The organism is Lederbergia panacisoli, assembly GCF_024626525.1.
GTDB lineage: Bacteria > Bacillota > Bacilli > Bacillales > Bacillaceae_C > Lederbergia > Lederbergia panacisoli.
In genome coordinates this window covers 32,504-58,772 of sequence record NZ_JANJGU010000012.1, presented here as the reverse complement: position 1 = coordinate 58,772, position 26,269 = coordinate 32,504, and the positions used below count along the sequence as shown (strand labels likewise).

Sequence of the window (26,269 nt, the reverse complement as noted above, 5' to 3'; positions counted from 1 at the left end):
AATTTTCAATTAGAAGAACAGAGATACGGGGTTAGTCCATAATTCCGGTTTAATTCTCGATTAAAAGAGTGGAAATACTGATTTAGTCGATAATTCGGTGGTAATTCTCGAGTAAAAGAAATGAAATACCGGTTTAGTCGATAATTCCGGGTTAATTCTCGATTAAAAGAATGGAAATACTGATTTAGTCGATAATTCGGTGGTAATTCTCGAGTAAAAGAAATGAAATACCGGTTTAGTCGATAATTCCGGTTTAATTCTCGATTAAAAGAGTGGAAATGCTGATTTAGTCGATAATTCGGTGGTAATTCTCGAGTAAAAGAAATGAAATACCGGTTTAGTCGATAATTCCGGTTTAATTCTCGATTAAAAGAATGGAAATACCGGTTTAGTCGATAATTCCGGTTTAATTCTCGATTAAAAGAGTGGAAATACTGATTTAGTCGATAATTCGGTGGTAATTCTCGATTAAAAGAGTGGAAATGCTGATTTAGTCGATAATTCGGTGGTAATTCTCGAGTAAAAGAAATGAAATACCGGTTTAGTCGATAATTCCGGTTTAATTCTCGATTAAAAGAATGGAAATACTGATTTAGTCGATAATTCGGTGGTAATTCTCGAGTAAAAGAAATGAAATACCGGTTTAGTCGATAATTCCCTGTTAATTCGCGACTAAAAATAGGGAAACAGATATAGTCGTTAATACAAATTCACATTCTCGATGAATAGAACGAAAACACTGATATAGTCGTTAATTGTGGGGTGATTTATGGGTTCGTGATGAAATCAATTTTAATTTCATCACGAACCATCCTAGAGATGAATCTTTGAAGTTCAAACAGATTCCTTCTTATATGAATTGACACCCAGAAAAGTATGTAATACTATTTTTTAATAGGTTTAATTATTTAAGTTTATTAATTAATGTAGTTTAATAGTAAGGGGTACCGAAATGAAGTCATATTTACCTAATGACATAAAGGATGAAAACCGAAAAATCATTTATGACATACTTTTACATGATCCTGAACTGGCGAAGGTAGAGATTACCGAAAAAACAGCGATTAGTTTTGTGACTGTAAGTAAAATAGTTAATTTCTTTGAAACCGTTGGGATTTTGAAAGCGACTGGCGAAAGCCGCGAAGGGTCGGGAGGTCTAGGCAGAAAAAGAACGGTTTATCAATTCATTGAAAATAGCTACGTTACCATTGGCATTGAAATCATTGGAAATAAGATTACGGCTGTACTTGTAAATTTACATAGTAACGTGATTGATGCGTATTTGACTGAAACGGAAATTCCTTTTTACCATAAAGATTTTACAAAGATGCTTGAAAAAATTATAAACAGGATGAAGGCGAAAGCATCCGAAACAAATAGCGTTGTTTTAGGAATTGGGATTGGTGTTGACGGTGCAATTAATACTCGAAAAAAGACGATAAGAATGAAAACAAAAGAGTATAAGGAACAAGACTTTTTTTACGAGGAAATGATCGAGAATCTAAAAAACACGGTACAGTTGCCGATCATTCTTGAAAACGACGTTAACGCGTCTGCGGTTGCGGAATTCAGAAATTTAGAAAATAACGGAACCGTATCAACCGATTTGGTCCATATCACTTTAGGGGACGGGATTGGCGCCGGTATTATTATTAACAAAAAGCTGCACAGAGGATTTAATTCTAGTGCAGGAGAGTTAGAGTATATGTGTTTTGATGGGGATTATCGAAAAGAACCATCATCAGTAGGATGGCTGGAAAGTAAGATTGGGAACAAGAATCTACTTAATACATTTGATTTGCATGTCGGGACTGAAGATTGTATCGATTTTATTTCCAAAAAACTTGCCTTAACGATTACGAGTATTATCAGTATTTTAGATATCAATGACATTATTATCGGTGGAAAGACAACCATGTTATTTCCGGACGCTATTCTGGAAAGTACGAAAAAATATGTTGAACAGTATACGGAATGGACACCGAATATTTCGGTTAGTTATTTAAAACATTCAACTGCACTGGGAGCGGCTATTCTCATGCTGCAACAGGAAATTCAAAAAGTCATTTCGGGAAGTGGACATAATGATCAAAATATTTAAAAGTGAAGAGGAAGTAGCAAAAATAATAGCAGAAGAAATGAAGCAGCATTTAATTCATGACGATAAACCTGTTTTTTGCTTGGCATCTGGAAGCACACCACAAAAAGCTTATCAAAAATTTGCTGAAAACGTTGATGAGGAAATAAAAAAGCTAAAAATCGTGAGTTTAGATGAATGGGTCGGGATTAATCGAGATTCTGAAGGCAGCTGCTATCAAATGTTAAATAAGGATTTGTTTTCGCTTTTACAACTGGATGAAGAACAAATTCAATTTTTCAATGGAACATCACAAGACATACAAGAAGAGTGTGTAAGAATTGATAAATTTATTGAAGAGCAGCCGATTACGTACAGTTTAATGGGCGTTGGGATGAATGGACATATCGGATTGAATGAACCGGGTTGTCCTCTTTTAGATCATAGTTCAGTTGTAAAATTATCTGAAACGACTAAGCTCGTAGCGCAGAAATATTTTAATCAACCGACGGATTTAGAGGAAGGCATCACACTCGGATTAGAGCAAATTATCAACAGCAAACGAGTAGTTGTTGTAATCACTGGTGAGCATAAGGCAAGCATCGTAAAAGAAATCTTTTCGAATCAAGAAATGAAACTGCCAGCGCAAGAGCTGCTTGGTTATGAGCATATTGATTTCTATTTAGATGCGGCTGCGGCAAAGTTTGTAAAAAAAGGGGAATGATGATGATGAAAAAAATGAAAGTAACGCTAGTAGGAGCAGGAAGTTTATCTTTTGCTTTAGGAGCACTTCAAGATATCGTGTTGTCGGATCGATTGAAAAATCAAGTAGATCTTGAAATCGCTTTGATGGATATTGTCGAGGAAAATGTGAACAGGACGTATACATATGCTGCTGAGATGTTTTCGGCATTTTCCCATCCCGCCAAAATTACTCGGACGTCGAATCTAGAAGAGGCACTGACCGGGGCTGACTTTGTCATTGTCGCGATTGAGGTAAATCGATATTTTTACTGGTCCCAAGATTTTCATATTCCTCGCCGCTATGGAAGCAAGCAGATTTATGGTGAAAATGGTGGACCCGGATCGATGTTCCATACATTGAGAAATCTTGGACCGATGTTAGAGATTGCTAGAACGATGGAAAAGGTATGTCCGGATGCTTGGTTCATTAATTTTACAAATCCAGAGGCTAAGTTAGTAGAAGCGGTGTCCAAATTAACATCCATTAAAATCGTAGGTCTTTGCCATGGATTAGATATGGGAATTGATCAGATTTCTCAGTTTTTAGAAATGGATATTGAAGAAATCGGAGTTGAAGGTGGAGGCTTAAACCACTTTGGCTTCTTTACGAAAATTTGGAATAAGAAAACGGGAGAGGATTTATATCCGTTATTTCATGAAAAAGAAAAAAAAGCCGATCGACTCGCCCAATTTGATCATATCGGACTCTCGAGAACGATGTATCATACGTACGGCTATTATCCTTACCCGGGTACAAACCATATTGGTGAATATGTTTCATATGCTGCAGATTTCTACGCTGGGTTGTCTCTGCAATATCGCTATGATCCGATAAAAGAAAAATTATGGGAAAAAGATTCAAGAGTACCGGATTTTATTTATTGTGCGAGCGGGCATACGTTGGATAAAGGATTATTTTCAGACGACATGACGGAAGAGGAATGGATAAAAGAGACGTTCAAGTTCGACAAAGATAAGGTTCAAAAAAGTAATGAATATGCGATTCCGATTATCGAGGCGATCTTCTTTGATGACGAGGTGCAGTTAAACTCAGTCAATATGCAAAATAATGGTGCGATCAAAGGGTTGCCGGATGACATGGTCGTAGAAACCCAAGCCATCGTCAATGGACAAGGAATTCAATTAATCCCAATGACCGTCGAACTACCGACTGCCATCATCGGAACGATACACATCCAAGGCACAATCCATAAACTCTTACTCGAAGCCTTCGTCGAACAGTCCAAAACAAAACTACTACAAGCAATTCTGCTCGACCCACAAGCACCTACATACTACCAAGCGTGCGCCATGATCGACGAAATGTGCGAGCTGCAAAAGGAAATCTTGCCGAAGCTTGAGTGGAAATAGTTGAAATAGTTGAAATAGTTTGAGTGCCAGGCACCCAAACAATTCAGAAACAATTCGGAATTGTTTCTAAGTTGTTTGGGTGCCTGGCACTCTTTATGTGGCTTCTAGTCGTTTGTTTGAAATAAGGCTATTTAAAGATGATCGATATTATTTCTTTCATCGTCATTCCGCTTTCAACATCATATGTGCCGGGGCGTAAGTTTTTAGACAAGCCCTTTTTTTCAACTTCTTTAAAAAACTTCATTCCGCTGTCTATGATGTTTGCTCGCTCAAGGGCTTTGCCAACATCAATACTTGTCATGCCCGGGGTTACAGTTATCATCGTACGGTATATAATCTTTTCTTTTACTTCTTCTGCTTTTTCTTCTACTTTTTCTTCTGTTTTTTCGGTCTTTTCTTTTTCGCTATCTTTCGCTGCTTTAATGGCAGCTTCTTGCTCACGCCACTCTTCCTCCGAATGAAGTACATAGCCTTCAGAAATTAGCAGGCTTTTCATCTCATCTATCGATGGTTTTTCTGCCGTCTGTGCACTTTCCGCTTCACTGGGACCAAAATAGTATACTGCGCCACACATACTTGCCGCGACAAGTAGTCCAATGGCAAAGCTGCGAATTGAATTGTTTGTCATTGGGCTACCTTGCTCCTTTCATCTTTCGCTTTTAAGTAAGGCGCGAGAAAACGGTCAACCTCATTCTTGGTCAATTGTGTTTTCTCTGCAATACTATCAAATGAGTACCCGCGTTTATGTAAGTCGAGCATGTCCCTCAACAAAAGGCGCTGCTTTGAAGTGGCCGGTAATACACCTGCTTCATGTGCCGTGATTTCGGCATCTAACTCAATATTCCTCATTTTCTGTTCTAGCTGATATACATCATCCATAAAAGAATTTGAAAGCAAATCTATTTGTTTTTCCAATTTTGATGATGATTTCATCGACTTAAAAAACGACAAAATGAGCAGCAACACTGCTGCACCAATCAAAATGGCTAAAACCCATTCCATCATTATATATCCTCCCTTACCTAAAACTATTCCCTACTTATTATACATAAAATGCACCAAAATTCGCCCTAAAACAAGAAAATGTAACAATTGTAATGAACGGTGCCAGGCACCCACACAAATCCAACACAATTCTGAATTGTTCTGAAGTTGTTTGGGTGCCTGGCACTCACACAACTCTCACACAACTCTCAAGCAAATTTATAATTCATATATTTGATTTGTTGGACATAATCATCATTGAATGGTGGTTTTGGGGATTTTAAAGAGATTATAAGTTTTGTAAAAAGGGGAGGTATTTCGGTGGGAAAGGTGTTTCGTGTGTTTGCTTTGTTGTTATTGGTTATAGTTCCGCTTCTTACGGCTTGTGGAGGGAAGTCAACGGATTCGGGAGATAGTCCTGGCAATGATTCGGATGGTTCTGATTCAGGTGCCAAGAAACACAAGATTGGTATTTTAGCACCAGCTGTTACTCATGGTTGGGTGGCGGCGGTTGCTTATCACGCGGAAGCTCGTGCGAAGGAACTGTCCAATGAGATTGAGTATCAGATTCAAACGAGTTCTAATGCGGAGGAAATGACGTCACAATTGGATGACTTGATGACTTGGGGAGCCGAAGCGATTGTGGCATTCCCTCAATGGGAAGGAATGGAAGTTCCGATCCAAAAAGCGCTTGATGCAGATATAAAGGTTGTAAACTTTGATATTGTTATTGACGCGGACGGTGTGTACCGCGTATCTGGTGACAATGAAGATATGGGGATTCAAGGAGCGAAATATATCGTCGATAAAATTGGAAAAGAAGGCCATGTCGTCATGCTTGAAGTTCCGACTTCAGGATCTGTTTCTGAATTAAGGAAAAAGGGCTTTGTTGATACGATGAAAGAAATTGCTCCCGATATGGAGATCTCGACGTATGCTACGAAGTTTACCCGTGAAGATGGATTGAAGGATTTTGCCGATATTTTAACAAGCACTTCTAAGATTGATGCTGTTTACTCGATGGATGATGAAACGTCAATTGGTGTCCTGCAAGCGATTGATGAAGCCGGAAGAACAGATATAAAAGTTGTAACTGGCGGGGGAGGTATGCAGGAATATTTTAATATGATGCCTGAAAATGAAAATATTTGGATTGAGTCTGCCCTTTACAGTCCAGCGATGGTTAAGGATGCGGTAGATGTTGCACTTAAACTTTTAAATGGTGAAAGCGTTGAAGAGGTTAAGGTGATTCCGACAACGATTGTAGACCGTGACAATTATACTGATTTCCTCGACGAAAATTCACCGTATTAAGTAAGGAAGTCAGGAAGAAAAGGGAGATTATGGCTTAGCTATGGTCTCCTTTTTATAAGTCACTTTTCAAAATCATTGTTGCTTTTAGATGTAAATCCAAATAACGAGAAATATTTCACCTTTGGAGACTGATATTAAAACTGGGAAAATAGCTACTAGCTTAATAAGAAGAGCTAAACTTCCTTATTAGGTCGGCTCTTGGGCTTTTACAAAAAAACAAAATAGCCTTTTTAAAAAGTAGTTGGAAGTGATGGTATGATCATTGAGATGAAAAACATCCGCAAGTCCTTTGGAAGTAATCATGTGCTTAAAGATGTATCTTTTACACTTAGTGGCGGTGAAATTTGCGCTTTGCTCGGGGAAAATGGAGCCGGAAAATCAACACTCATGAATATATTGGGTGGAGTTTTACCTGCTGATTCTGGACAGATTACGGTCGACGGGGAGCAGGTGGTATTCAACACGCCGGCGGAATCACAGAGAGCGGGAATTGCCTTCATCCATCAGGAACTGAATTTGATCAACGATTTGCCAATCTTTGAAAATATGTTTCTAGGTCGGGAGCTTAAAACGAAGATGGGGAGTCTTGACTTAGAAAGAATGTTTGCGGAAACGGAAAAAATGTTTCGGCAAATGAACGTAAATCTCGATCCGAATACGATGGTTGGCGATTTGGATGCTTCTTATAAGCAAATCGTTGAAATATGCCGGGCGATGATGACGAATGCGTCGATTATTATTATGGATGAGCCTACGACTTCACTTACGGATCAAGAAATTAAGCGTGTTTTTACAATGATGAGAACGTTGAAGGACCACAATGTCGGAATTATTTTTATATCTCATAAATTAAATGAAGTGATGGAGATTTGTGATCGATATGTCGTGCTTCGGGATGGACATCGAGTGGCAGAAGGCGATGTCGGTATTGTCACAATGAATGATTTGGCACGTTTTATGGTTGGATTTGATGTGCGCACGGAGCCGTTAACTAGGGAGAAAACATTAGGGGCGGAGATTTTACGGATAGAGGGGCTAACGTCGGATCATAGTTTTAGGGATATTAATTTTTCTATTAAAACTGGCGAAATAGTAGGTGTTACTGGTCTTCTCGGTGATGGGCGCAGTGAACTGTTTCAAGCGATTTTCGGAGCTGATAAAGTTTCGAAGGGGAAAATATTTTTATATGAAAAAGAAATTGCGATTAAAAGTACCACACAGGCGATAAAAGAAGGAATTGCGTATTTACCGCGCAACCGAAAAGAAAATGCGATTATCAAAGATTTGAATATATTTGAGAACGCGTCAATCGTCACATGGTCTAAGTTTTCTAAGCTAGGTATTATCGATGTGAAGAAACATCAGTTGACGTTCGAAGAGCAACGAAAAGCATTGCAGTTAAAAATGGGCAAGCTGACGGATAGTATTACGAGTTTGTCCGGAGGAAATCAACAAAAAGTGGTGCTCGCTAAATGGCTAGCGTCAGATCCGAAACTGCTTATTTTAGACAACCCTACCCAAGGCGTAGATGTAGGCGCAAAAGAGGATATATATGATATTATTTTGCAGCTTGCCAATCGCAATATCGCGATTTTCGTCCTTTCTAGTGAAGCGTCTGAAATTATTCGTGTATGTGATCGCGCTCTCGTTATGTATCATGGGGTTATTCAAGGCGAAGTGACCGGAAAGGATATGACTGAGCAAAATATTATGAGTCTTGCTACTGGTGGGCGGTTGACTCATGAATAAGAGAGGAACGCCAATGATGGAAAATGCCAGTGTGAAAAATAGTAGATATTTTTTCGTGTGGTTTAAACATAAATGGGTAAATGACCCTATTTTTAGTACAGCGATCGCTCTTATTATCATGATTATTTTACAGACGTTGGTTTTGGGGTTCGATTATCATTCGTTTGGCGAGTGGTTCCAGTCCTGGATCAATAACTGGATCAATATTTTAAGAAATAATGCAGGAGTCGGAATCATTGCTCTAGGTATGACTTTGGTCATTATGACGGGAGGCATCGATTTAGCTGTCGGTTCCACATTGGTTGCGACAGGTGCTTTGACGATGATCCTTCTTGATACGGGCACAAAAGGGATTTTGGGCATGATAGGGATGACAGGATTTCCTGCATTTGTTGTGACGATTTTGTTGGTCGTGTTTTTTGGCTATTTACTAGGTTCATTGGTTGGCGTCACGATTACGAAAGGGAATGTGCCTCCATTCATTGCCACATTGGGAGCAATGATGATTTTCAGAAGTGTGACGCAGCATTTCATGCAAGGGTATAATCCGAAGGTGCCAGTGGAATTTTTACAGATTGCTAGTTTTAAATTAGGAAATTATATGATTATGCCGATTATTTATTGGGCAATCATTGCGTATATTCTGTACTATGTATCAAAGCGGACAACCTTCGGACGGCACATTATTGCGGTTGGATCGAACGAGCGAGCCGCTAAACTTTCCGGTGTGAACGTGAATAAGGTGAAGCTGCGAGTGTACGCGCTGATGGGCGTCCTCGTTTCGATCGCCGCCATCATCCAAGTTTCCCGTATCGGCTCCATGGACTTTTCCAACGCCGGAAGGGGAATGGAAATGGACGCCATCGCCGCAGCGGTCGTTGGCGGTACGAGCATGATGGGCGGAAGAGGCTTTATCCTCGGAACCGTATACGGGATGCTGATCATCGCAGTAATGAACAATTTGCTGAATCTATTTGGTGTGCCACCGTTTTTGCGCGAGGCCTTCAAAGGGCTGATTGTCATTGGGGCGGTGCTGTTACAGAGGAAGGAGAAAACTTCTTAATTGTTTGGGTGCTGTTTAGGCGCTGTTTTGGTGCCAGGCACCCGAACAATTCCGGAACAATTGTGAGTATTTAAAATTGAACGGGTGCCAGGCACTCGAACAATTCCGTGACAATTGTGAGTATTTAAAATTGAATGAGTGCCAGGCACTCAAACAAATCAGGAACAATTGTGAATATTCAAAATTGAAGGGTCTATATTAAAGTGTAGCGATTGTTTCGTTTTGAAAATGAGTTTTTAATATTTCTTGCATATGGTTTTTGTTTTCGGCAAATTGTTTGTGTCGATGACCATTTCCACCTGAGGGATGTGGAAACCCTGAAAGAAAGTTCTTTACATCTAGGAGATCGTTATTAGATAAGTAGTTTAATGCATTTGATACGTTCACACCTAAAGGGATAATGAGTGGATTGTTAAGTTTTCTCATTTCTGAAGCAAAAAACTCTGTAACATATTTTTTCAAGATTTCGTTCTTTAATATGTTTGGTGTTGAGCCATTGAAATTCTTTCCATTGTAAAATACTGGGTAAGGAATAATTGATGTTGTCTGTACTATATTACTAGACTCGTTGAAAAAACTCATAGTTGAAGTTAATCCTAAATATTCGTGCAAACCTAGTTCATCTAACATTTGAACTAAGTTTTTCCTCATCGGCCCTTCAAAGCTAGAATTATTTTTTACTTGCCTTAAAATTTCCTCATCATTCTCAATCTGATTTCTAGCGTTTATTACAGTAGTATAAGACTTTTTCATTTGATGAAGACCGGGAGTAATCCCGACAATCAATATTCTAGCTATTGGATTTACATATTCAAATGGGGCGTAATATATTTCAAGCTTTTTCTTTTCATTTTTTTCTAATAGAAACTGTTCATCTAGCATTTCTTCCTCTAAATGTGAGGCTGGGATCGATTGAATCAAATTCTTAAAATCGTGAAACCTTGAGTAACCTGCTATTGCCATAACCTTTACCTCCCACTAGACACTAATAAAATGACGTAACAACCCTTCTGTGGCAGATGGGTTGCTACTTCTTTTATTTTTTACCATTATAATTTAGCATACTTAACTTTGAAAGCATGTTGCTAGAGGGAAGATTTGGAATTGTTTGGGTGCCAGGCACTCAAACAATTCAGGTGCAATTGTGAATAATTAGAATTGTACGAGTGCCAGGCACTCGTACAATTTAGACTTCCTTTAATTCGTCAATCTTCACTGTGGTTTCTTCTCCCAGTTTCCGATTGTCAATTGTTTGAACAATTGCTGTTTGCTCGTCCTCGTTTAGGCTATTGATCCATATTGGAACATCGTGATAGTTAACGGTAATTTCGGCAGATGATGATAAAATTTGTTTTACTCTGTTTGCGTCCACGATATTCACTCCCTTTTGATTTTCCATTTATCTTTTGTTAACATTTCTTTTTTATGCATTAAAATCTTTTCAAGGGATCTAGATGTTTTTGTCGAAAACTATATAAAGTCGGATTTTACTATTTTAAAGGAGAGGTAAATGTATGAAAGTTCTTTTTCTCGATTTAGATTCCACTAGTCCGAAGCATTTAGGGTGCTATGGCTACCATCGCAATACTTCGCCTAATATTGATCAAATTGCAGCAGAAGGTGTAAAGTTCACAAATTATTATACGTCTGATGCACCATGTTTTCCTTCGCGGACTGCGTTAATGACGGGAAAGTTTGGAATACATAATGGAGTTGTGGGACATGGCGGAACCGCGGCTGACGTTAGACATGAGGGACAAGCGAGAGAATTTCGGGATAAGCTGGCTTCCGAAAGTTTTCCGGCTCTCTTTCGTTCATTAGGGATGAAAACAACATTGATTAGTCCTTTTGGTGAAAGGCATTCTGCTTATACATTTTATGCCGGATTCAATGAAATTCATAATACGGGAAAAGGCGGAATGGAATCAGCCGAAGAAGTTACTCCTACCGTCATGAATTGGCTAGAAAATAACGCGAGTAGGGATGATTGGTTTTTATATGTGAATTATTGGGATCCGCATACTCCGTATCGCGCTCCGGAATCTTTTGGGAATCCATTTGCAGATGAGCCTCTCCCTGAATGGATTACAGATGAAGTTTTTGAAAAGCATAAGGAAAAAGTTGGTCCGCATAGTGTACATGAAATAAATATGTACGATAGCAATACGAATCCAGAGTATCCACGTTATCCGGGCGAAATAAAGGATCGAAATGATTTGCGAAAAATGATCGATGGGTACGATTGTGGAATAAAGCATATGGATGATCATGTTGGCAAGATTTTTGCTGAGCTTGAAAAGCAAGGGATCATGGATGAAGTCATCATCATTATTACGGCGGATCATGGTGAAAATATGGGAGAATTGGGGATATACGGTGAGCACGGTACGGCAGACCAAGGTACATGCCGAATTCCGATGATCATTCGTTGGCCGGGATGTCAAAAGGGGCATGTTGATAAAGGGCTTCATTATCATCTAGATATCCTTCCGACTATTGCCGAGCTGGTTGGTAAGGAACCTGCTGAGAGTTGGGATGGAAGAAGTTTTGCAAGTAGCTTAACGGATGGCAAAGATACGGGACGGGATTTTCTTGTTATTTCGCAATGTGCACACGTTTGCCAGAGAAGTGTGAGATTCGGCGACTGGTTATATATTCGGACATACCACGATGGCTACCACTTATTCAATAAGGAAATGCTTTTCAACATAAAAGAGGACCCTTTCGAAATGAATGATTTGGCGTCAGAGAGACCTGATCTATGCAAGGAAGCCGTCTATCAATTAAATGAATGGCACGACGAAATGATGAGCACCATGCCATTCGACGTCGACCCACTCTGGACTGTAATAAAAGAAGGCGGCCCATACCATGCAAAAGGCCATCTAAAAGACTATGTGAAACGATTAGAAGAAACAGGTAGAGCAGATGCCGTGCCTGAACTTATGAGGCGCCATCCCCGGGAATTTGTATGAGTGCCAGGCACCCACACAACTCTGGTACAATTCAGAATTGTTCAATAGTTGTTCGGGTGCTTGGCACTTTTGTATTGTATGCAATATTGTGTATATGCTGTTAATTTGTCGGGTGGTTGGCCGGGAATTAGGTTTGGGAGCAGTGTGAGGTTAAGGAAAGGGTAGGGTGATTGCCGATTGTGGAAGTAGTATTGGTATGAGCTAAAATGGTATTGTTCCATTGTTTGTACAATAGGTATTTTAGTTTCAAGGGGGTTGCGGTGAATATAGGCGCTGGCGTTTAGTAAACTCATAAAGCCGATGATTTCATTTGAATAGTATCTGTTTTCGTAGATTTGCCCAGTGTACTCGTATTTTTTTCGGAAATAATCGCTGTATCTTTTGTTGAGAATGGCCATAAGTTTTCCTAAAGGGACTTCGTGGGATTGAAGCAAGAGGTGGGTGTGGTTATTCATTATACAGTAAGCATATATTTCAAAACGATACTTTTCATAGACATACCTTAGGATACGAAAATATTCTGACACGTCCGGATCCCCTTGAAAAATGCTTTGACGATTATTTCCACGGATCGAGATATGATAGTAATTGCTAGGATGCCAAGTTCGCATTGGTCTAGCCATTTCTCTCTCCACCTCTCATCCATACGCTAAAAATATCAATTCTTACTCTCCTAATAGCGGCTTTCTTAAAAACCATCAAACTCATTCTATTGAGTTCTCCGTCCATTAATAAATTTTGAATGATAAATCCCTCCTAGTATTATATTCTGAATCTTCCTTCACCTCCTATCATAATCATAGTTTCCGATATATGCAACAGTGCCAGGCACTCGCGCAACTTCCGTACAATTCAAAATAGTGTGATTAGTTTCGAAGTTGTGTGAGTGCCAGGCACCGACACAATGTGTGAGTGCCAGGCACCGACACAATTCAGGAATAAGTGCCCATGGGTGCACTGGGGGTGGTAGTTAGTTCGGCTCAATTTATGTGGGTTTGGGGATTTGCTGTGGATAATTTTGTAGATTTATGGTTTGTTTAGTGTAGCGCTTTCACCTGCGTCTGGCTGGATTTGAATGTGAATTTTGGCAAGGTGCAGAAATATCGGTTAGTAATAAGTAGGGTAAGGTGCAGCTTCTATTTTTTTATTAAGTGAACAAAGGGGGATTTTTGTGAAAGTTAGTAAAAGAAATAAACGCGTTTTGTATTTTGTTATGTTTCTACTTCTCCTAACTACTATGATTACTCCAGATGCCTATGCTGCTGTAGAAGGAGATGGAACCGATGCAGTGAATGAGAATTATGCTAATATGCTAAGTCTGCAGCCGCTAGCTCCTGCTTTTAGGGTTGAAACTCTCCTTAAGTGGTCTCCTCAACTTGATCCGGATGCTGAACTTAATCGTGCTAGCGTCTCGTTAAACACAAATCGTTTTAAAGGTCATCCAATTAATCCGCTTGCTCACCCGGAAGCCGGGATTACTTCAGCTGCGATTACGACATGGAATCATGATGAGGCCAGTTCTGTCGGAAGCAATGAATTTAATGTGTATGCTTTTGATAATTGGCAGTTGCTAGATTCTTATATTTATTGGGCGGGAACGGATGAAGGAATTTTTGCCATTCCTACTCCTGATATTGTCGATGCTGCCCATCGAAATGGGGTTCCAGTATACGCGACTGTCGGTTTTCCATGGGGGCCGGGGTCTGCCGCTGCGCTTGCAGAAATTGAAGCATTCACTCAGCAGGCAGAGGACGGATCTTTTCCTGTAGCTGATAAAATGATTGAGATTGCTGAATACTTCGGGTTCGACGGTTATTTTATGAATCAAGAAACATATGGCGTTAGCCGGGCGACTGCTGAACGAATGAATGAAATGATGCGTTATGTAAAGCTGAACTCAAATCTCCGCTTCGGTTGGTATGATGCCCAGGCGAATAACGGTGCAGTTTCTCATCAAAATGCTGTCAATAGCAACAACGATATGTACGTTAAAGCAGCAGACGATGGAGAATATGCAGTTGACGAGTTCTTTTTGAACTATAATTGGGGAGTCAATCAAATTAATACGACTGTTGCGACGATGAAAACCCATAACCGTGATCCGTACGATGCCTACGCTGGTTTTGAGGTTCAACAAAATTCCTATAATACTAGAATTAATACGAGTGCACTTTTAAATGAACAGATGCAGCCAAAAGTATCAATAGCACTTTATACTCCGAACTCTACTATGGGATTAGCGGATGATCCGGCTGATTTTCATGAAAAAGAAAAGTATTTCTGGACGGGGCCGCAGGGAGATCCGACAATGGCAGACGACTCTGCAAACTGGAAGGGAATGGCACGGTTTGTCACGGATTCCTCCGTCATTCAAAAGCTGCCATTTACTAGTAATTTTAACAGTGGACATGGGAAAAAGTATTTTGCAGATGGAAAAATAGTGAGCAACCAAGAGTGGAATAACCGTTCTATACAGGATATTATGCCAACTTGGCGATGGTGGATACGCACGGAAGGAAGTAGAATGAATGTTTCATATGATTTTGAAAAGGCGTTTAACGGTGGGAATTCACTCAAATTTAGTGGTGATCTCGAAGCAAATTCTATTAATGACGTAATGCTTTATAGCACTAAAATTCCTGTATCAGAAACGACGAAGCTGCGTTTAGTCTATCAGAATCATGCTGATGCTGATGTTTCACTTGGTGTTGCTTATAGTGAGGATTACGCTACGGATCAAATGAAATATTATCCCCTTCCGAAGACGGAGGATGGCTGGCAGTCAACAGTGATTGATTTAGGAGACGACGATGGAAAAACAGCTTATGCTTTAAGTCTAAAAGTCACTAACACAGAAAAAATAGATGACTATGATTTTAATTTAGGACAGATTTCAGCTTACGAATCAGCGGAATCCGTTTTACCAAAACCAAAGAATATAAAAATTGCGGAAAAAATGTTAAAAACGGCATTTGAAGCTGAAGCACGTATGAATTGGTCTGCTGATAAAAATGCACTTTATTATGAGATATACCAAAAAAATGCTGATGGGGTAGTCACATTATTAGGCGTTACACCTAATAATCATTTCTATACTCCAAATATTAGTAGAACGATTGAAAATGCATCATCTACTAATATGACAAACCTGCAAATTGTACCAATTAATGAAAACTTTATGCGCGGAGAAATGGCTGAGGTGGGCTTTGAATGGGGCATGGGTACAGATGCAACGGAAATAGATGAAAATCTGCCATCTTCAAATGTAGCACTTAATGCAACTGTAACCGATGTTTCTTTTGAAAATGACGCTGAGCCTGCTTCAAGAGTATTGGATGGTACTGCAACAGGAAATAGTAAATGGGCCGCAACAAATAGAAGAAATGGTTATATGACCATTGATATTGGCGAGCCTAAAACGATAAAACGCTGGCGGGTTGAGCATGCCGAATACGGTGGAGAAGCAAAGGACATGAACACCATTGATTTTGAATTGCTCTACAAGGATCAATCAGGTGAATGGGTTAGCGCAAAACGGATAAGAGATAATGATAAAGCAGTTACTGATATCATATTGGACGAGCCTATAACAGCCAGTGAATTTAAACTTCAAGTGCATAATAGCGGTTCATCCCCATGGGTAGCAATTCGAATTTACGAGTGGCAAATGTTTGAAAGTGATATTTTACCAAGAACAGAAAATATCATGATGCATTTTGCGACTGCGGAGAATAATTCAGGTGCCTATGACAAATTTATTCTGGAAAAAGTTAAGCAAGGCCAAATGGTTAGATTGTATAAATCGCTAGATACAAAAGAAGTGCTGGCGGAAAAGCTGGCAGAAAAAGATGGTACCGTTATATTTGAGGATTTGGACCTCGGTCCCGAAGCGGGAAGACTCTACTATACCGTTCAAAATCCCGATACTGGAGAAAGTCTCAAATATAGTACTGCTTACTTAAGTGAAGAGGTCACAATGGTCATTCAACAAATTAATAATCTACCAGACGTGAACGAATTAACATTGGGCGATAAACACACTGTCAATGATATTAAAATCGCCTATAACAAACTACACCCAACATCAAGACAACAAATCATCAACTATCAAAAACTTACCCAAGCAATCGATCGTATACAAGAATTAAAAAAGAACTTTAACAACGGGACCGGGAAAAAGTAAATTGTGCGAAAGTTGTGCGAGTGCCAGGCACCGACACAACTTAAGTATAATTCAAAATAGTGCGAATTGAACTGGAATTGTTTGAGTGCCTGGCACTCAAACAATTCCTATTGAAGGTTATGTTTTTTCTTGGATATTATTTTTAATTGGTTGATGATTTTCTTTTCTACTTCTTTGTCGTTGTCTAATAGGATTCCGTACATAAATTCTTCTGCGTGTGTTTTTTTCCAACGAAAGTGACCTGATACGAAAAAGTCCATTTCTTCCAATGTGAATTTAATGCTTACTCTTACTAGATCACGGTTCTGGGGGATATTAAATTTGCTTGAAAACATGATGCCATGAGGGCTGATGTTATGAATCTCCGCATGACCAAAGTGGCTAACTTTGTCAGGCTCATTTTCAATCGCGATATTAAATTGGCATTGAAGCGGTGGTGAAAAAATGTATCGGAACGCTTCGTGGCGGTTGCTCAGCATAAATGTTGACCTCCGTCGCTAACTATTTTCCACTATTATATCCGAAAAGATAGCCTCGTCCAATATTACTTGGATTGATGAGAATTTAAGATTAATTGGAGAAACTAGCATTGAGATTGATGAGAATTTAAGATTAATTGTTGGAAATGCCTTGGGAATTGGTGAGTATTCCGGATTTATTGATGAGAATCTCAGAGTTGCAATTTCACGAGAGAATTAAAGTGAATTGTTTAAATTCAAGTCAAGATTGATGAGAATTTAATGTTAACTGGTGAAACTTTCCCTCAAGATTATGATGCTGTGAATCTTAAAGTTTGTTCTACCTTTTTCGTCAATTTTATGATTCAATATAAATGAACTAGTGGAAGTTTTTGAAACTTCTATTTTTTATACGATTGAACCGGGACTTTTTTACTATTATATAAGTCGTTTATTAATATTCATGTTTTGAGGGAGATTCGTTATGTTGCGTGTTTTGCTTCTAGATGATGAAGAGGATGCTCTAGATCTTTTAGAAATACTATTATCTCAGATTGGGAATGTTCAAATTGTTGGACGATTTACGGACCCTTTTCAGGCTCTACAATCGATCGAGAAGACGGAAGTAAATCTTGTTTTTCTTGATATAGAAATGCCAGGGATGAAAGGGACACAAGTTGCGAGAAAGCTGAAAGAACAGAATCCACATTTGAAGGTTGTTTTTACGACGGCTTATTCGGATTATGCTGTTGAGGCGTTTGAAATTCATACAAGTGATTATTTGCTAAAGCCAATTACGTTGGAGAGATTGCAATTATGTATTTCTCGTTTTAAAGAGCGTGACATTCCTTCTATGAATTACATTCAGTGTATGGGGGGCTTTTTCCTTTTTGATGACCTGAAGCGTACATTGCCTTGGAAAACGCTAAAGGAAAAGGAGGTTTGCGCGTTTCTAGTTCACCACCATGATAAGCCGGTTGATAGTGATGTTATGATTGAGGCGATTTGGCCGAATTATGATGTGAAAAAGGCGAGAAGTTATTTATATACTTGTCTATCCTACTTACGAAAAGCACTGACAGAATATGGGCATCCAGCAAAAATAACCAAATTTGGCAAAGGGTTTGTCTTTTCGTTGGAAGGTTTCGAAACGGATGAAGAAAAGTTGAGAAAGCTTTTACTCGAGATTAATTCAAAAGAAGAATTACGAGTCGAGATATATCATAAAGTGGTTGCTTTGTTTAAAGGGGAGTATATGGAAGGGTGTGGATTTCAGTGGGCACACTCTACGCAGACGGAACTAAGAAATATGTATATTCAGGCGTTGCGCAGATTGTATGAATTTTTCAAGGAAAGCAATATCTCAATCGCCGAGGAGTGTTTGCAGCGTGTGCTGACCATCATTCCTGATTCTGAAAAAGATGGTCGAGAGCTTATAAAGGTATATATCGATTCTGGGAAACGAAATGAAGCGATGGCTATTTATAGATTGTTAGAGGAAGCTGTTCATGATTTGGGCGTTGAACTAGAGAGAGAAACGATGCATCTATATGAAAAAATGAATCTATGAGGCACCACATATGAAAAAAAATGTTGAGTCCATTATAATAACGCTTACTATTTTTGCTGCCATTTGTGTAATTTTATATGCGGTGTTTACCCACCAAGCGAAACAGCCTCCTAAAGCCATAAATGGAAATATGGATCTGACTAGTTGGAATTTTTATGCGGATCATGAAATTCCTTTGAATGGGGAGTGGGAATTCTACCCGAATCAATTAGTGTCTCAAGAAAATATTAAAGACTCCAGCTCCCAATATATTCATGTGCCTGGAAATTTTCACGATATCATGCCAAATTTGGGTGTAGCGACATATCGTTTACATATTAAGGTGAGCGACACAGAGCATGTATATGGCTTGAAAATTTCATCTATCCAGTTAGCAAATCGGATTATGATTAATGGTAAAACCATCGGGGAAAGTGGAAATCCAGCAGAAAAGGCAGATTACATAGCGAAAAATAAGCCATATACAAGCTATTTTAATTTACAACCAGGTTGGAATGAAATCATTGTCCAAGTTGCAAATTATGACTTGATCGGTGGCGGAGGAATTATTGGTTCGATCTATTTGGGGTATGCAGAGCAAATTACTGCCTTGAATGATAAGGCGCTCGCCCATGATTGGATTATTGTTTCATGCTTCTTGATTATGGGATTATATTTTATTGGCTTATTTACTCAACGCAAGGAAGATTCATCCTTAATTATTTTTGGTCTCGTATGTATTTTTACCGGATTATATACAACAGCTAGTGGTGAAAGAGTGTTATTTAATATTTTTCCCCATGTTCCGTTTTGGCTGCATTATCGTATACAGATCCTTTCTTCTTATTTCACTGGGATGGGATTGCTTTTATTCGTTTATACAGCGTTTCGGCCATATACTTCTAAAGGAATTGTCTTTATCGGGATCAGTGCAGGAGCCATTATGGCAATTATGACGTTTGGATTCATAACCCATTTAAATACAGAAATACTTTTACCAATCACCTCCATTTATATCACGCTTTCCTTATTATACGTAACATATGTGTTTGTCCTTACTGCTCTTCATAAAATAGCAGGAAGTGTGTATCTCGCAGTTGCCGCCGTTTCTTTGAGTGCATATGCTCTCATTCAAACTGCTTATTCATATTTTGCAGTTTCCGTTTATAAAGTAATTCCTTTTGAACCTTTTTTATTCTTAATTATGCTTGCTTTATTAATGTCTTTAAGATTTTCAAACGCTTATAAAAAAATTCAAGAACTCTCTGTTCAATTGATAAAGGCGGATAAGTTAAAAGACGAATTTTTAGCAAGAACATCCCATGAATTTAAGTCTCCATTGCATGGTATTATGAATATTTCAAGATCGGTGTTAGGAGATACGGTTAATCCTGTCATTGAGGAACATCGTGAGCAGTTGCAGTTAATCACGAATATTACAGAACGGCTTTCTCAGTTAGTGTACGATATTTTAGATTTTTCCAAGCTTAAAGAAGGGGAGTTAACGATTTATTTGGAGCCTGTTGATGTCCGCTCTACTGTTGACGTTAATTTGCGGATTTATTCTTTCCTTGCGATGGGAAAAAACATTCGCTTGGATAATAAAATCCCTGAAAAATTCCCATATGCACTTGCTGATAAAAGTCGTTTAGGACAAATTATTAGCAATTTATTGGATAATGCAATCAAGCATACTGAAAAAGGCGTGGTGGAGGTACTGGCGGAAGCACGGGATGGTAGGATATTTATATCGGTTCGCGATACGGGGGCGGGGATTTCGGAGGAGGAAATTCCCTATATTTTCGAGCCATTCCGATCTCTTGAATCACCTACAGAAGAACAGAGGGGGATGGGATTGGGGCTCTCTATAGTCAAGCAGTTAATTGAGCTGCAAGATGGGAATATTACTGTATCATCGAGAAAAGGGGAGGGAACGACTTTTACGTTTAGCCTTCCGATTTCAAAGGCAGTTGACATTCAAAGCATAAGAAATCCCCAATATGAAAAGGGGATCAAGCAGCCGGAATACATGTTTCCGACACCCTATTACTTTGACCAACAAGGGAAATATACTGTTTTAGTAGCCGATGATAATTTTTCAAATTTAAAAATATTAATGGATACACTGCAAACGATTCATTGTAATGTCATTGCCGTCCAAAATGGATACGAGGTAATGGAGCAGATTAACAAACCGAATTCGATCGATCTCGTTATTTTAGATTTAATGATGCCGGGGATGTCGGGTTATGAGGTTTGCCAGCAAATACGCAAAAAATATTCATTAACGGAATTTCCGGTTTTAATGGTAACTGCAGCTATTCAACCTAAGGATAAGGTGGCCGCATTTGAAGCAGGAGCTAATGACTTTTTACCAAAGCCTTTTGATTTGGATGAGCTAAAAGCAAGGATTGGAAGTTTGCTTGCGATGAAAGAATCTTTTAACAAGGCGCTTAATCTTGAATTGGCATTTTTACAATCGCAAATTAAACCTCATTTTTTATATAATGCATTAAATGGCATCATCGCTACTAGTTATACTGATGCTGATCGCTCGCGAAAGCTGACTCTTAATTTAGCTGATTATTTAAGGGGAAGTTTTCAGTTTAGCAACGTGGAGAAACGAGTATTCTTTAAGCAGGAATTACAATTAATACGTTCTTATGTGGAGATTGAAAAGGCGCGATTTAGAGATAGAATTCAAGTAGAATACGAAATTGATGAGGCCATGTATGGTGTGGAAATTCCTCCACTCTTAATCCAGCCCCTCGTGGAAAATGCCATCAGGCACGGCATCGGAAAGCAAATCGAGGGAGGAACGGTAAAAATAACTGCATACATCGCTGATCGTTATTATTGTATAGAGGTAGAAGATAATGGAGTAGGCATGTCGCTGGAAGAGACCGAGAACTTTGACGGCGATACGAAAGAAGAGGTTGGAGGAGTTGGGCTTAAAAATATAAGTAGAAGAATGAAATATGAGTATAGCTCGGGATTGGATATTTGGAGCGAACAAGGGGTAGGTACAAAAATATCTGTACGAATTCCATTTGAGCTGGCATAAAAGGATGAACCGGATTTTTTATCGTTTTTACGATGAGAAATCTGGTTTTTTTGTGGTTAAAGATGATTGCGAAGGATGGAATATGAAATTGATAGAAATGTGAAAGCGAATGGTGAAAAAAAGTAGGATTTTTTAATGATGTAGTCTTTAAGGTTTTTTTAAGGTCTTATGTCATATCATGTAGAAAAATGATGTGGAGTGGGATGCATATTCGGTTAATTTAGGGGTTTTTAGTAGATTCATAAAATTAATTTTAAAATGATAGCAAGAAGGGACGAAAGTTATGTTAAGGAAAGTTTCAGTAGGACTAATTTGTTTAATGCTGTTTTATTTACTGCAGCCACCTATCTATAGTAAAGCAGATATGGGACCGATGGCGGGAGCGGGAACGAAATCAAGTCCTTATATCATCACAACCGCGGATGAACTTGATAGTGTTCGAAATATTCTAAATGCCCATTATAAATTAGGAAATAATATTGATTTAAGTGGATATGCGAACTGGAAACCGATAGGAAACGGAATGCAACAGTTCATGGGTTCACTTAATGGAGCTGGGCATGTCATAACAGGGCTGAAAATTAACGATGCGAGCACTAGGGAAGTAGTAGGTTTATTTGGTTCTATTGGCTATAATGCGCTAATCGAAAATGTTGGTCTAGTTGACGTGAATATAAACGGTAATAACGGCGTTGGTGCATTAGCCGGATTCAATTATGGAACGATTAAGAAAAGCTATAGCACTGGTCAAGTTAAAGGTAATAGTTATGTTGGTGGATTAGTGGGAGATAATACCTTTATAGGTTCTATTGAGAATAGTTATTCTACCGCAACAGTAATGGGAGTTTATTCTATAGGTGGCCTTGTTGGTCAAAACGAAAGTAGGGTTCATGGTAGCTATGCAACTGGTAATGTAAGTGGAAATAATAATATTGGCGGCCTTGTTGGAAGTAATAGTGGGGACATGGGAATGATTGATGAAGGTATTATTAGCAACAGCTATGCAACAGGGGATGTCACAGGACAAGGATGGATTGGCGGTCTTGTTGGTTATAATATGGAAGCGCAGGTGACTAAGAGTTATGCCATCGGAAAAGTAACAGGTTCTAGTTTTGTTGGTGGTCTTGTCGGATTTAAAAGCTGGAATCCAGTTAATGCTAGTTTCTATGATAAAGATACTACTAAACAAACGGATATAGGAAAAGGAACACCTATGTCTACAGCCGATATGCAGAAAATCTCTACTTTTACAAATGCCGGTTGGGATTTTACTAATATATGGGGAATCAACCCAGGTGGATACCCATATTTACGAGCTATCCCACAAATTCAGTATTATCATGTAACGTATGATGCGAATGGAGCAACAAGCGGAAGTGTTCCGGCTGATGGAATAAATTATAAAAGTGGTGATTTTGTAACTGTAGAAGACAATATTGGTAATCTAGCGAAAGCAGGTTTTATATTTGTAGGTTGGAATACGAAATCAGATGGCAGTGGAACTGCTTACCCTCCTGCTAATAGGCTTGAAGTCGGAGCCGAAAATATTACTCTTTATGCACAATGGGCTATTCAGAACTACAAAGTAGAATTTAAATATTTTGATGATGTAAAAGAAGATGAATTTGTAAAGCATAATCAAAAAGTAAACAAACCAATCGATCCGCAGAGAACAGGATATCAATTTGATGGCTGGTACAGTGATACAGAGTTTACTACACCATATGATTTTGATACGAAAGTAACTTCGGATTTTACAATATATGCAAAATGGATAATCAACCAGTATAATGTAAATTTTGTCAGTGATGGTGGAAGTGCCGTTGCGGATGCTAGTGTCAATTATGGGGATAACGTGGTAAGTCCTAAGTCGCCAAGTAAGGTGGGTTACACGTTTGAAGGGTGGTATAGTGATTCTTCGCTAACTACATTATATGATTTTAGTACGCAAGTGATCTCTAACGTTACACTGTATGCAAAATGGACAATCAATCAGTATACAGTTGGATTTAATAGTAATGGCGGCAGCGATGTTGAGAATGCAGACGTCAATCATGGGAATAAGGTGGCAAGCCCTAAAACGCCGATTAAGGATGGTTACAAGTTTGATGGCTGGTACAGTGATGGGTTGCTTACAACATTATATGATTTTAATGAACCGGTAACTTCCAATATTGAGTTATATGCGAAATGGAATATTAACAAATATATAGTCGAATTTAATTCGAACGGGGGAAATACGGTCGCATCGGAAAATGTCAATCACAATGACAAAGTGACAAAGCCAGAAGACCCGACAAAAACAGGATATATCTTTAACAATTGGTACATCGATTCACTTTTTACTAACACCTACGATTTTAATCTTCCTGTGATGGATAACACTACATTGTACGCAAAATGGACGATCAAAGAATATAAAGTACGTTTTGAAAGTAATGGTGGAAGTACTGTGTCGGATGAGACTGTCAATTTTGGGGATAAAGCAATGACTCCTAAAACACCAAGTAAGGTTGGCCATACATTTGCAGGCTGGTATACGGATGCTCTTTTAACAGAACTATACGACTTTGAAACTAGTGTCGTATCCGATATTACATTGTATGCAAAGTGGACGATCAACGAGTATAAAGTAAGCTATGAAAGCAATGGCGGCAGCAACGTTTCATCTGAAGATGTGAACTATGAAGAGAAAGCTAGTGAGCCAGTAGATCCAACAAAAGAAGGTCATACATTTGCAGGCTGGTATACGGATGCTCTTTTAACAGAGTCATATGACTTTGAAACTAGTGTCGTAACTGATATTACACTATATGCAAAGTGGACAATCAACGAGTATAAAGTAAGCTATGAAAGCAATGGCGGCAGCACTGTTTCATCTGAAGATGTGAACTATGAGGAGAAAGCTACCAAGCCAGAAGATCCGACAAAAGAAGGCCATACGTTTGCAGGCTGGTATACGGATGCTCTATTAACAGAGCTATATGACTTTGAAACTAGTGTCGTATCCGATGTTACTTTGTATGCGAAGTGGACGATCAATGAATATAAAATAAGCTATGAAAGCAATGGCGGCAGCAATGTTTCATCTGAAGATGTGAACTTCGAGGAGAAAGCTACCAAGCCGGAAGATCCGACAAAAGAAGGCCATACGTTTGCAGGCTGGTATAGGGATGCTCTATTAACAGAGCTATATGACTTTGAAACTAGTGTCGTATCCGATGTTACTTTGTATGCGAAGTGGACGATCAATGAATATAAAATAAGCTATGAAAGCAATGGCGGCAGCAATGTTTCATCTGAAGATGTGAACTATGAGGAGAAAGTTACTGAGCCAGTAGATCCGACAAAAGAGGGCCATACGTTTGCGGGCTGGTATACGGATGATCTTTTATCAGAGCTATATGACTTTGAAACTGGTATCGTATCGGATGTTACATTGTATGCAAAGTGGACGATCAATGAATATAAAGTAAGCTTTGAAAGCAATGGCGGCAGCATTGTTTCATCTGAAGATGTGAACTATGAGGAGAAAACTACTAAGCCAGAAGATCCGACAAAAGAAGGCCATACGTTTGCGGGCTGGTATACGGATGATCTTTTATCAGAGCTATATGACTTTGAAACTGGTATCGTATCGGATGTTACTTTGTATGCGAAGTGGACGATCAATGAGTATAAAATAAGCTTTAAAAGCAATGGCGGCAGCAATGTTTCATCTGAAGATGTGAACTATGAGGAGAAAGTTACCAAGCCGGAAGATCCGACAAAAGAAGGCCATACGTTTGCAGGCTGGTATACGGATTCGAATCTAAATGACTTATACGATTTCAATGCACCGGTACAATCAGACATCACTCTTTATGCTAAATGGTCTGCGAACGAATATAAGGTAGATTTTGACACAAATGGTGGCAGTCTTATTGCGGCTGAAAGTGTTAAATACCAAGAAAAAGTAGATGAACCTCAAGCACCGATAAAAGAAGGATACATTTTCGCAGGCTGGTTCAGTGACAATCGGCTTTCAGAAGCTTATGATTTTAACACAGCTGTTACAAAAGATATTACGATTTACGCAAAATGGATATTGGAAAATAAGGATGATCCAATAAAAGATGATGAAAATATAGAAAAAAATGATCCTCCGAAAAATGAAGTACCTAAGGATAGCGATAAGATAGAAAAAGATGATCCAGCGAAACCAAAAGATCCAATTAAGGATGATGAAAAGAAAGAAAAAGAGAAAGATGATCCAAATAAGGAAACGAAAAAAGATACATCAAAAAAACCAAGTCAACTTCCAAATACCTCAACAAATGTATATAATTTGATGTTGCTAGGTGGAATGATTGTTCTTATCGGAACTGTTTGGTACATGCTATCAAGAAGAAGATTGAATTAAGTTTTGAGAGGGCATATGATGATTTTTTTCATATGTTCCTTTGAAGGTTATTGATGGAATTTAGATTAGGTATGGTGGATATTCTGAGCTATATGGTGAATTTAATACTAGAATTGGTGAAGTTTGGTCGGAAATTGATGATAATTTATTGTTAAATGTTGAAAATGTTTATGGAATTGGTGAGAACCGAACTTTTCCTTGAACAGGAGATCTTTGATGAAAGTGGAAATGTTGATTTCATAGTTCCTTCCTCCTCTATTAATGTTTTAGGTCATGCTAGAAAATGAGATATTGGACCTATTAATATCATTGCGATTCTATACGATTATATAGTTG

The 26,269-nt window shown here is 38.7% G+C and carries 17 protein-coding genes; 11 read left to right on the top strand and 6 right to left on the bottom strand.

Features of this window, described 5'->3' with window-relative positions:
- Positions 1-952: 952 nt before the first annotated feature.
- From NQ185_RS15065 to NQ185_RS15055, 3 genes are read left to right on the top strand one after another with little or no spacing between them, the layout of a single operon-like run.
- Positions 953-2,101 (top strand): ROK family protein, encoded by a 1,149-nt coding sequence (locus tag NQ185_RS15065; RefSeq protein ID WP_257582789.1) that lies wholly within the window; start codon positions 953-955, stop codon positions 2,099-2,101.
- Positions 2,085-2,801, top strand: a complete 717-nt coding sequence (locus NQ185_RS15060; protein ID WP_257582788.1) for a 6-phosphogluconolactonase — start codon at positions 2,085-2,087, stop codon at positions 2,799-2,801. The genes NQ185_RS15065 and NQ185_RS15060 overlap by 17 nt, the downstream gene beginning before the upstream one ends.
- A gap of 5 nt (positions 2,802-2,806) precedes the next feature.
- A complete protein-coding gene (locus tag NQ185_RS15055) occupies positions 2,807-4,192 on the top strand; it encodes a family 4 glycosyl hydrolase (RefSeq protein ID WP_257582787.1) in 1,386 nt (461 codons plus the stop codon).
- A gap of 127 nt (positions 4,193-4,319) precedes the next feature.
- Here NQ185_RS15055 and NQ185_RS15050 read toward each other — a convergent pair whose 3' ends face one another.
- Together NQ185_RS15050 and NQ185_RS15045 are read right to left on the bottom strand one after the other, a co-directional pair.
- Positions 4,320-4,820 carry an endolytic transglycosylase MltG gene (locus NQ185_RS15050; RefSeq protein WP_257582786.1) on the bottom strand — a complete coding sequence of 167 codons (501 nt, stop codon included), beginning with the start codon at positions 4,818-4,820 and terminating at the stop codon, positions 4,320-4,322.
- A complete protein-coding gene (locus NQ185_RS15045; protein ID WP_257582784.1) occupies positions 4,817-5,197 on the bottom strand; it encodes a hypothetical protein in 381 nt (126 codons plus the stop codon). Before NQ185_RS15045 ends, NQ185_RS15050 begins: the two co-directional genes overlap by 4 nt.
- Positions 5,198-5,497: 300 nt before the next feature.
- Here NQ185_RS15045 and NQ185_RS15040 point away from each other — a divergent pair, with 300 nt between their 5' ends.
- The 3 genes from NQ185_RS15040 (at position 5,498) to NQ185_RS15030 (ending at position 9,302) form a co-directional block, all read left to right on the top strand.
- Positions 5,498-6,490, top strand: a complete 993-nt coding sequence (locus NQ185_RS15040; RefSeq protein ID WP_257582783.1) for an ABC transporter substrate-binding protein — start codon at positions 5,498-5,500, stop codon at positions 6,488-6,490.
- A 255-nt stretch (positions 6,491-6,745) separates the two neighbouring features.
- A complete protein-coding gene (locus tag NQ185_RS15035) occupies positions 6,746-8,239 on the top strand; it encodes a sugar ABC transporter ATP-binding protein (RefSeq protein ID WP_257582780.1) in 1,494 nt (497 codons plus the stop codon).
- Complete coding sequence (locus NQ185_RS15030; protein WP_257582779.1) at positions 8,232-9,302, top strand: ABC transporter permease; 1,071 nt, start codon at positions 8,232-8,234, stop codon at positions 9,300-9,302. The genes NQ185_RS15035 and NQ185_RS15030 overlap by 8 nt, the downstream gene beginning before the upstream one ends.
- A gap of 198 nt (positions 9,303-9,500) precedes the next feature.
- Here NQ185_RS15030 and NQ185_RS15025 read toward each other — a convergent pair whose 3' ends face one another.
- Both NQ185_RS15025 and NQ185_RS15020 read right to left on the bottom strand, forming a co-directional pair.
- Positions 9,501-10,265 carry a uracil-DNA glycosylase family protein gene (locus NQ185_RS15025; RefSeq protein ID WP_257582778.1) on the bottom strand — a complete coding sequence of 255 codons (765 nt, stop codon included), beginning with the start codon at positions 10,263-10,265 and terminating at the stop codon, positions 9,501-9,503.
- A 223-nt stretch (positions 10,266-10,488) separates the two neighbouring features.
- Positions 10,489-10,674 (bottom strand): H-type small acid-soluble spore protein, encoded by a 186-nt coding sequence (locus tag NQ185_RS15020; protein WP_257582777.1) that lies wholly within the window; start codon positions 10,672-10,674, stop codon positions 10,489-10,491.
- 142 nt (positions 10,675-10,816) lie between these two features.
- Here NQ185_RS15020 and NQ185_RS15015 point away from each other — a divergent pair, with 142 nt between their 5' ends.
- Complete coding sequence (locus NQ185_RS15015) at positions 10,817-12,277, top strand: sulfatase family protein (protein ID WP_257582776.1); 1,461 nt, start codon at positions 10,817-10,819, stop codon at positions 12,275-12,277.
- A gap of 41 nt (positions 12,278-12,318) precedes the next feature.
- On the opposite strand, the gene NQ185_RS20380 is transcribed toward NQ185_RS15015, so the two are convergent.
- The gene (locus NQ185_RS20380) at positions 12,319-12,888 is read right to left on the bottom strand and encodes a transposase (protein WP_373370817.1); all 570 of its coding nucleotides are present in this window, start codon (positions 12,886-12,888) and stop codon (positions 12,319-12,321) included.
- A 560-nt stretch (positions 12,889-13,448) separates the two neighbouring features.
- On the opposite strand from NQ185_RS20380, the gene NQ185_RS15010 reads away from it, so the two are divergent.
- The gene (locus NQ185_RS15010) at positions 13,449-16,460 is read left to right on the top strand and encodes an endo-beta-N-acetylglucosaminidase (RefSeq protein WP_257582775.1); all 3,012 of its coding nucleotides are present in this window, start codon (positions 13,449-13,451) and stop codon (positions 16,458-16,460) included.
- Positions 16,461-16,567: 107 nt separating this feature from the next.
- Here NQ185_RS15010 and NQ185_RS15005 read toward each other — a convergent pair whose 3' ends face one another.
- Positions 16,568-16,939 carry a PilZ domain-containing protein gene (locus NQ185_RS15005; RefSeq protein ID WP_257582774.1) on the bottom strand — a complete coding sequence of 124 codons (372 nt, stop codon included), beginning with the start codon at positions 16,937-16,939 and terminating at the stop codon, positions 16,568-16,570.
- A gap of 463 nt (positions 16,940-17,402) precedes the next feature.
- Between NQ185_RS15005 and NQ185_RS15000 the strand changes: the two genes are divergently transcribed.
- From NQ185_RS15000 to NQ185_RS14990, 3 genes are all read left to right on the top strand, one after another.
- Complete coding sequence (locus NQ185_RS15000) at positions 17,403-18,488, top strand: response regulator (RefSeq protein WP_257582773.1); 1,086 nt, start codon at positions 17,403-17,405, stop codon at positions 18,486-18,488.
- A 10-nt stretch (positions 18,489-18,498) separates the two neighbouring features.
- Positions 18,499-21,531 (top strand): ATP-binding protein, encoded by a 3,033-nt coding sequence (locus NQ185_RS14995; RefSeq protein ID WP_257582772.1) that lies wholly within the window; start codon positions 18,499-18,501, stop codon positions 21,529-21,531.
- Positions 21,532-21,814: 283 nt separating this feature from the next.
- The gene (locus tag NQ185_RS14990; protein ID WP_257582771.1) at positions 21,815-25,933 is read left to right on the top strand and encodes an InlB B-repeat-containing protein; all 4,119 of its coding nucleotides are present in this window, start codon (positions 21,815-21,817) and stop codon (positions 25,931-25,933) included.
- Positions 25,934-26,269 lie beyond the last annotated feature (336 nt).

Excerpts from the sequence above, each read along its gene's own strand:
- NQ185_RS15065 (WP_257582789.1), top strand. The coding sequence starts at position 953 with ATGAAGTCATATTTACCTAATGACATAAAGGATGAAAACCGAAAAATC.
- NQ185_RS15060 (WP_257582788.1), top strand. The coding sequence starts at position 2,085 with ATGATCAAAATATTTAAAAGTGAAGAGGAAGTAGCAAAAATAATAGCA.
- NQ185_RS15055 (WP_257582787.1), top strand. The coding sequence starts at position 2,807 with ATGAAAAAAATGAAAGTAACGCTAGTAGGAGCAGGAAGTTTATCTTTT.
- NQ185_RS15050 (WP_257582786.1), bottom strand. The coding sequence starts at position 4,820 with ATGACAAACAATTCAATTCGCAGCTTTGCCATTGGACTACTTGTCGCG.
- NQ185_RS15045 (WP_257582784.1), bottom strand. The coding sequence starts at position 5,197 with ATGATGGAATGGGTTTTAGCCATTTTGATTGGTGCAGCAGTGTTGCTG.
- NQ185_RS15035 (WP_257582780.1), top strand. The coding sequence starts at position 6,746 with ATGATCATTGAGATGAAAAACATCCGCAAGTCCTTTGGAAGTAATCAT.
- NQ185_RS15030 (WP_257582779.1), top strand. The coding sequence starts at position 8,232 with ATGAATAAGAGAGGAACGCCAATGATGGAAAATGCCAGTGTGAAAAAT.
- NQ185_RS15025 (WP_257582778.1), bottom strand. The coding sequence starts at position 10,265 with ATGGCAATAGCAGGTTACTCAAGGTTTCACGATTTTAAGAATTTGATT.
- NQ185_RS15015 (WP_257582776.1), top strand. The coding sequence starts at position 10,817 with ATGAAAGTTCTTTTTCTCGATTTAGATTCCACTAGTCCGAAGCATTTA.
- NQ185_RS20380 (WP_373370817.1), bottom strand. The coding sequence starts at position 12,888 with ATGCGAACTTGGCATCCTAGCAATTACTATCATATCTCGATCCGTGGA.
- NQ185_RS15005 (WP_257582774.1), bottom strand. The coding sequence starts at position 16,939 with ATGCTGAGCAACCGCCACGAAGCGTTCCGATACATTTTTTCACCACCG.
- NQ185_RS15000 (WP_257582773.1), top strand. The coding sequence starts at position 17,403 with ATGTTGCGTGTTTTGCTTCTAGATGATGAAGAGGATGCTCTAGATCTT.
- NQ185_RS14995 (WP_257582772.1), top strand. The coding sequence starts at position 18,499 with ATGAAAAAAAATGTTGAGTCCATTATAATAACGCTTACTATTTTTGCT.
- NQ185_RS14990 (WP_257582771.1), top strand. The coding sequence starts at position 21,815 with ATGTTAAGGAAAGTTTCAGTAGGACTAATTTGTTTAATGCTGTTTTAT.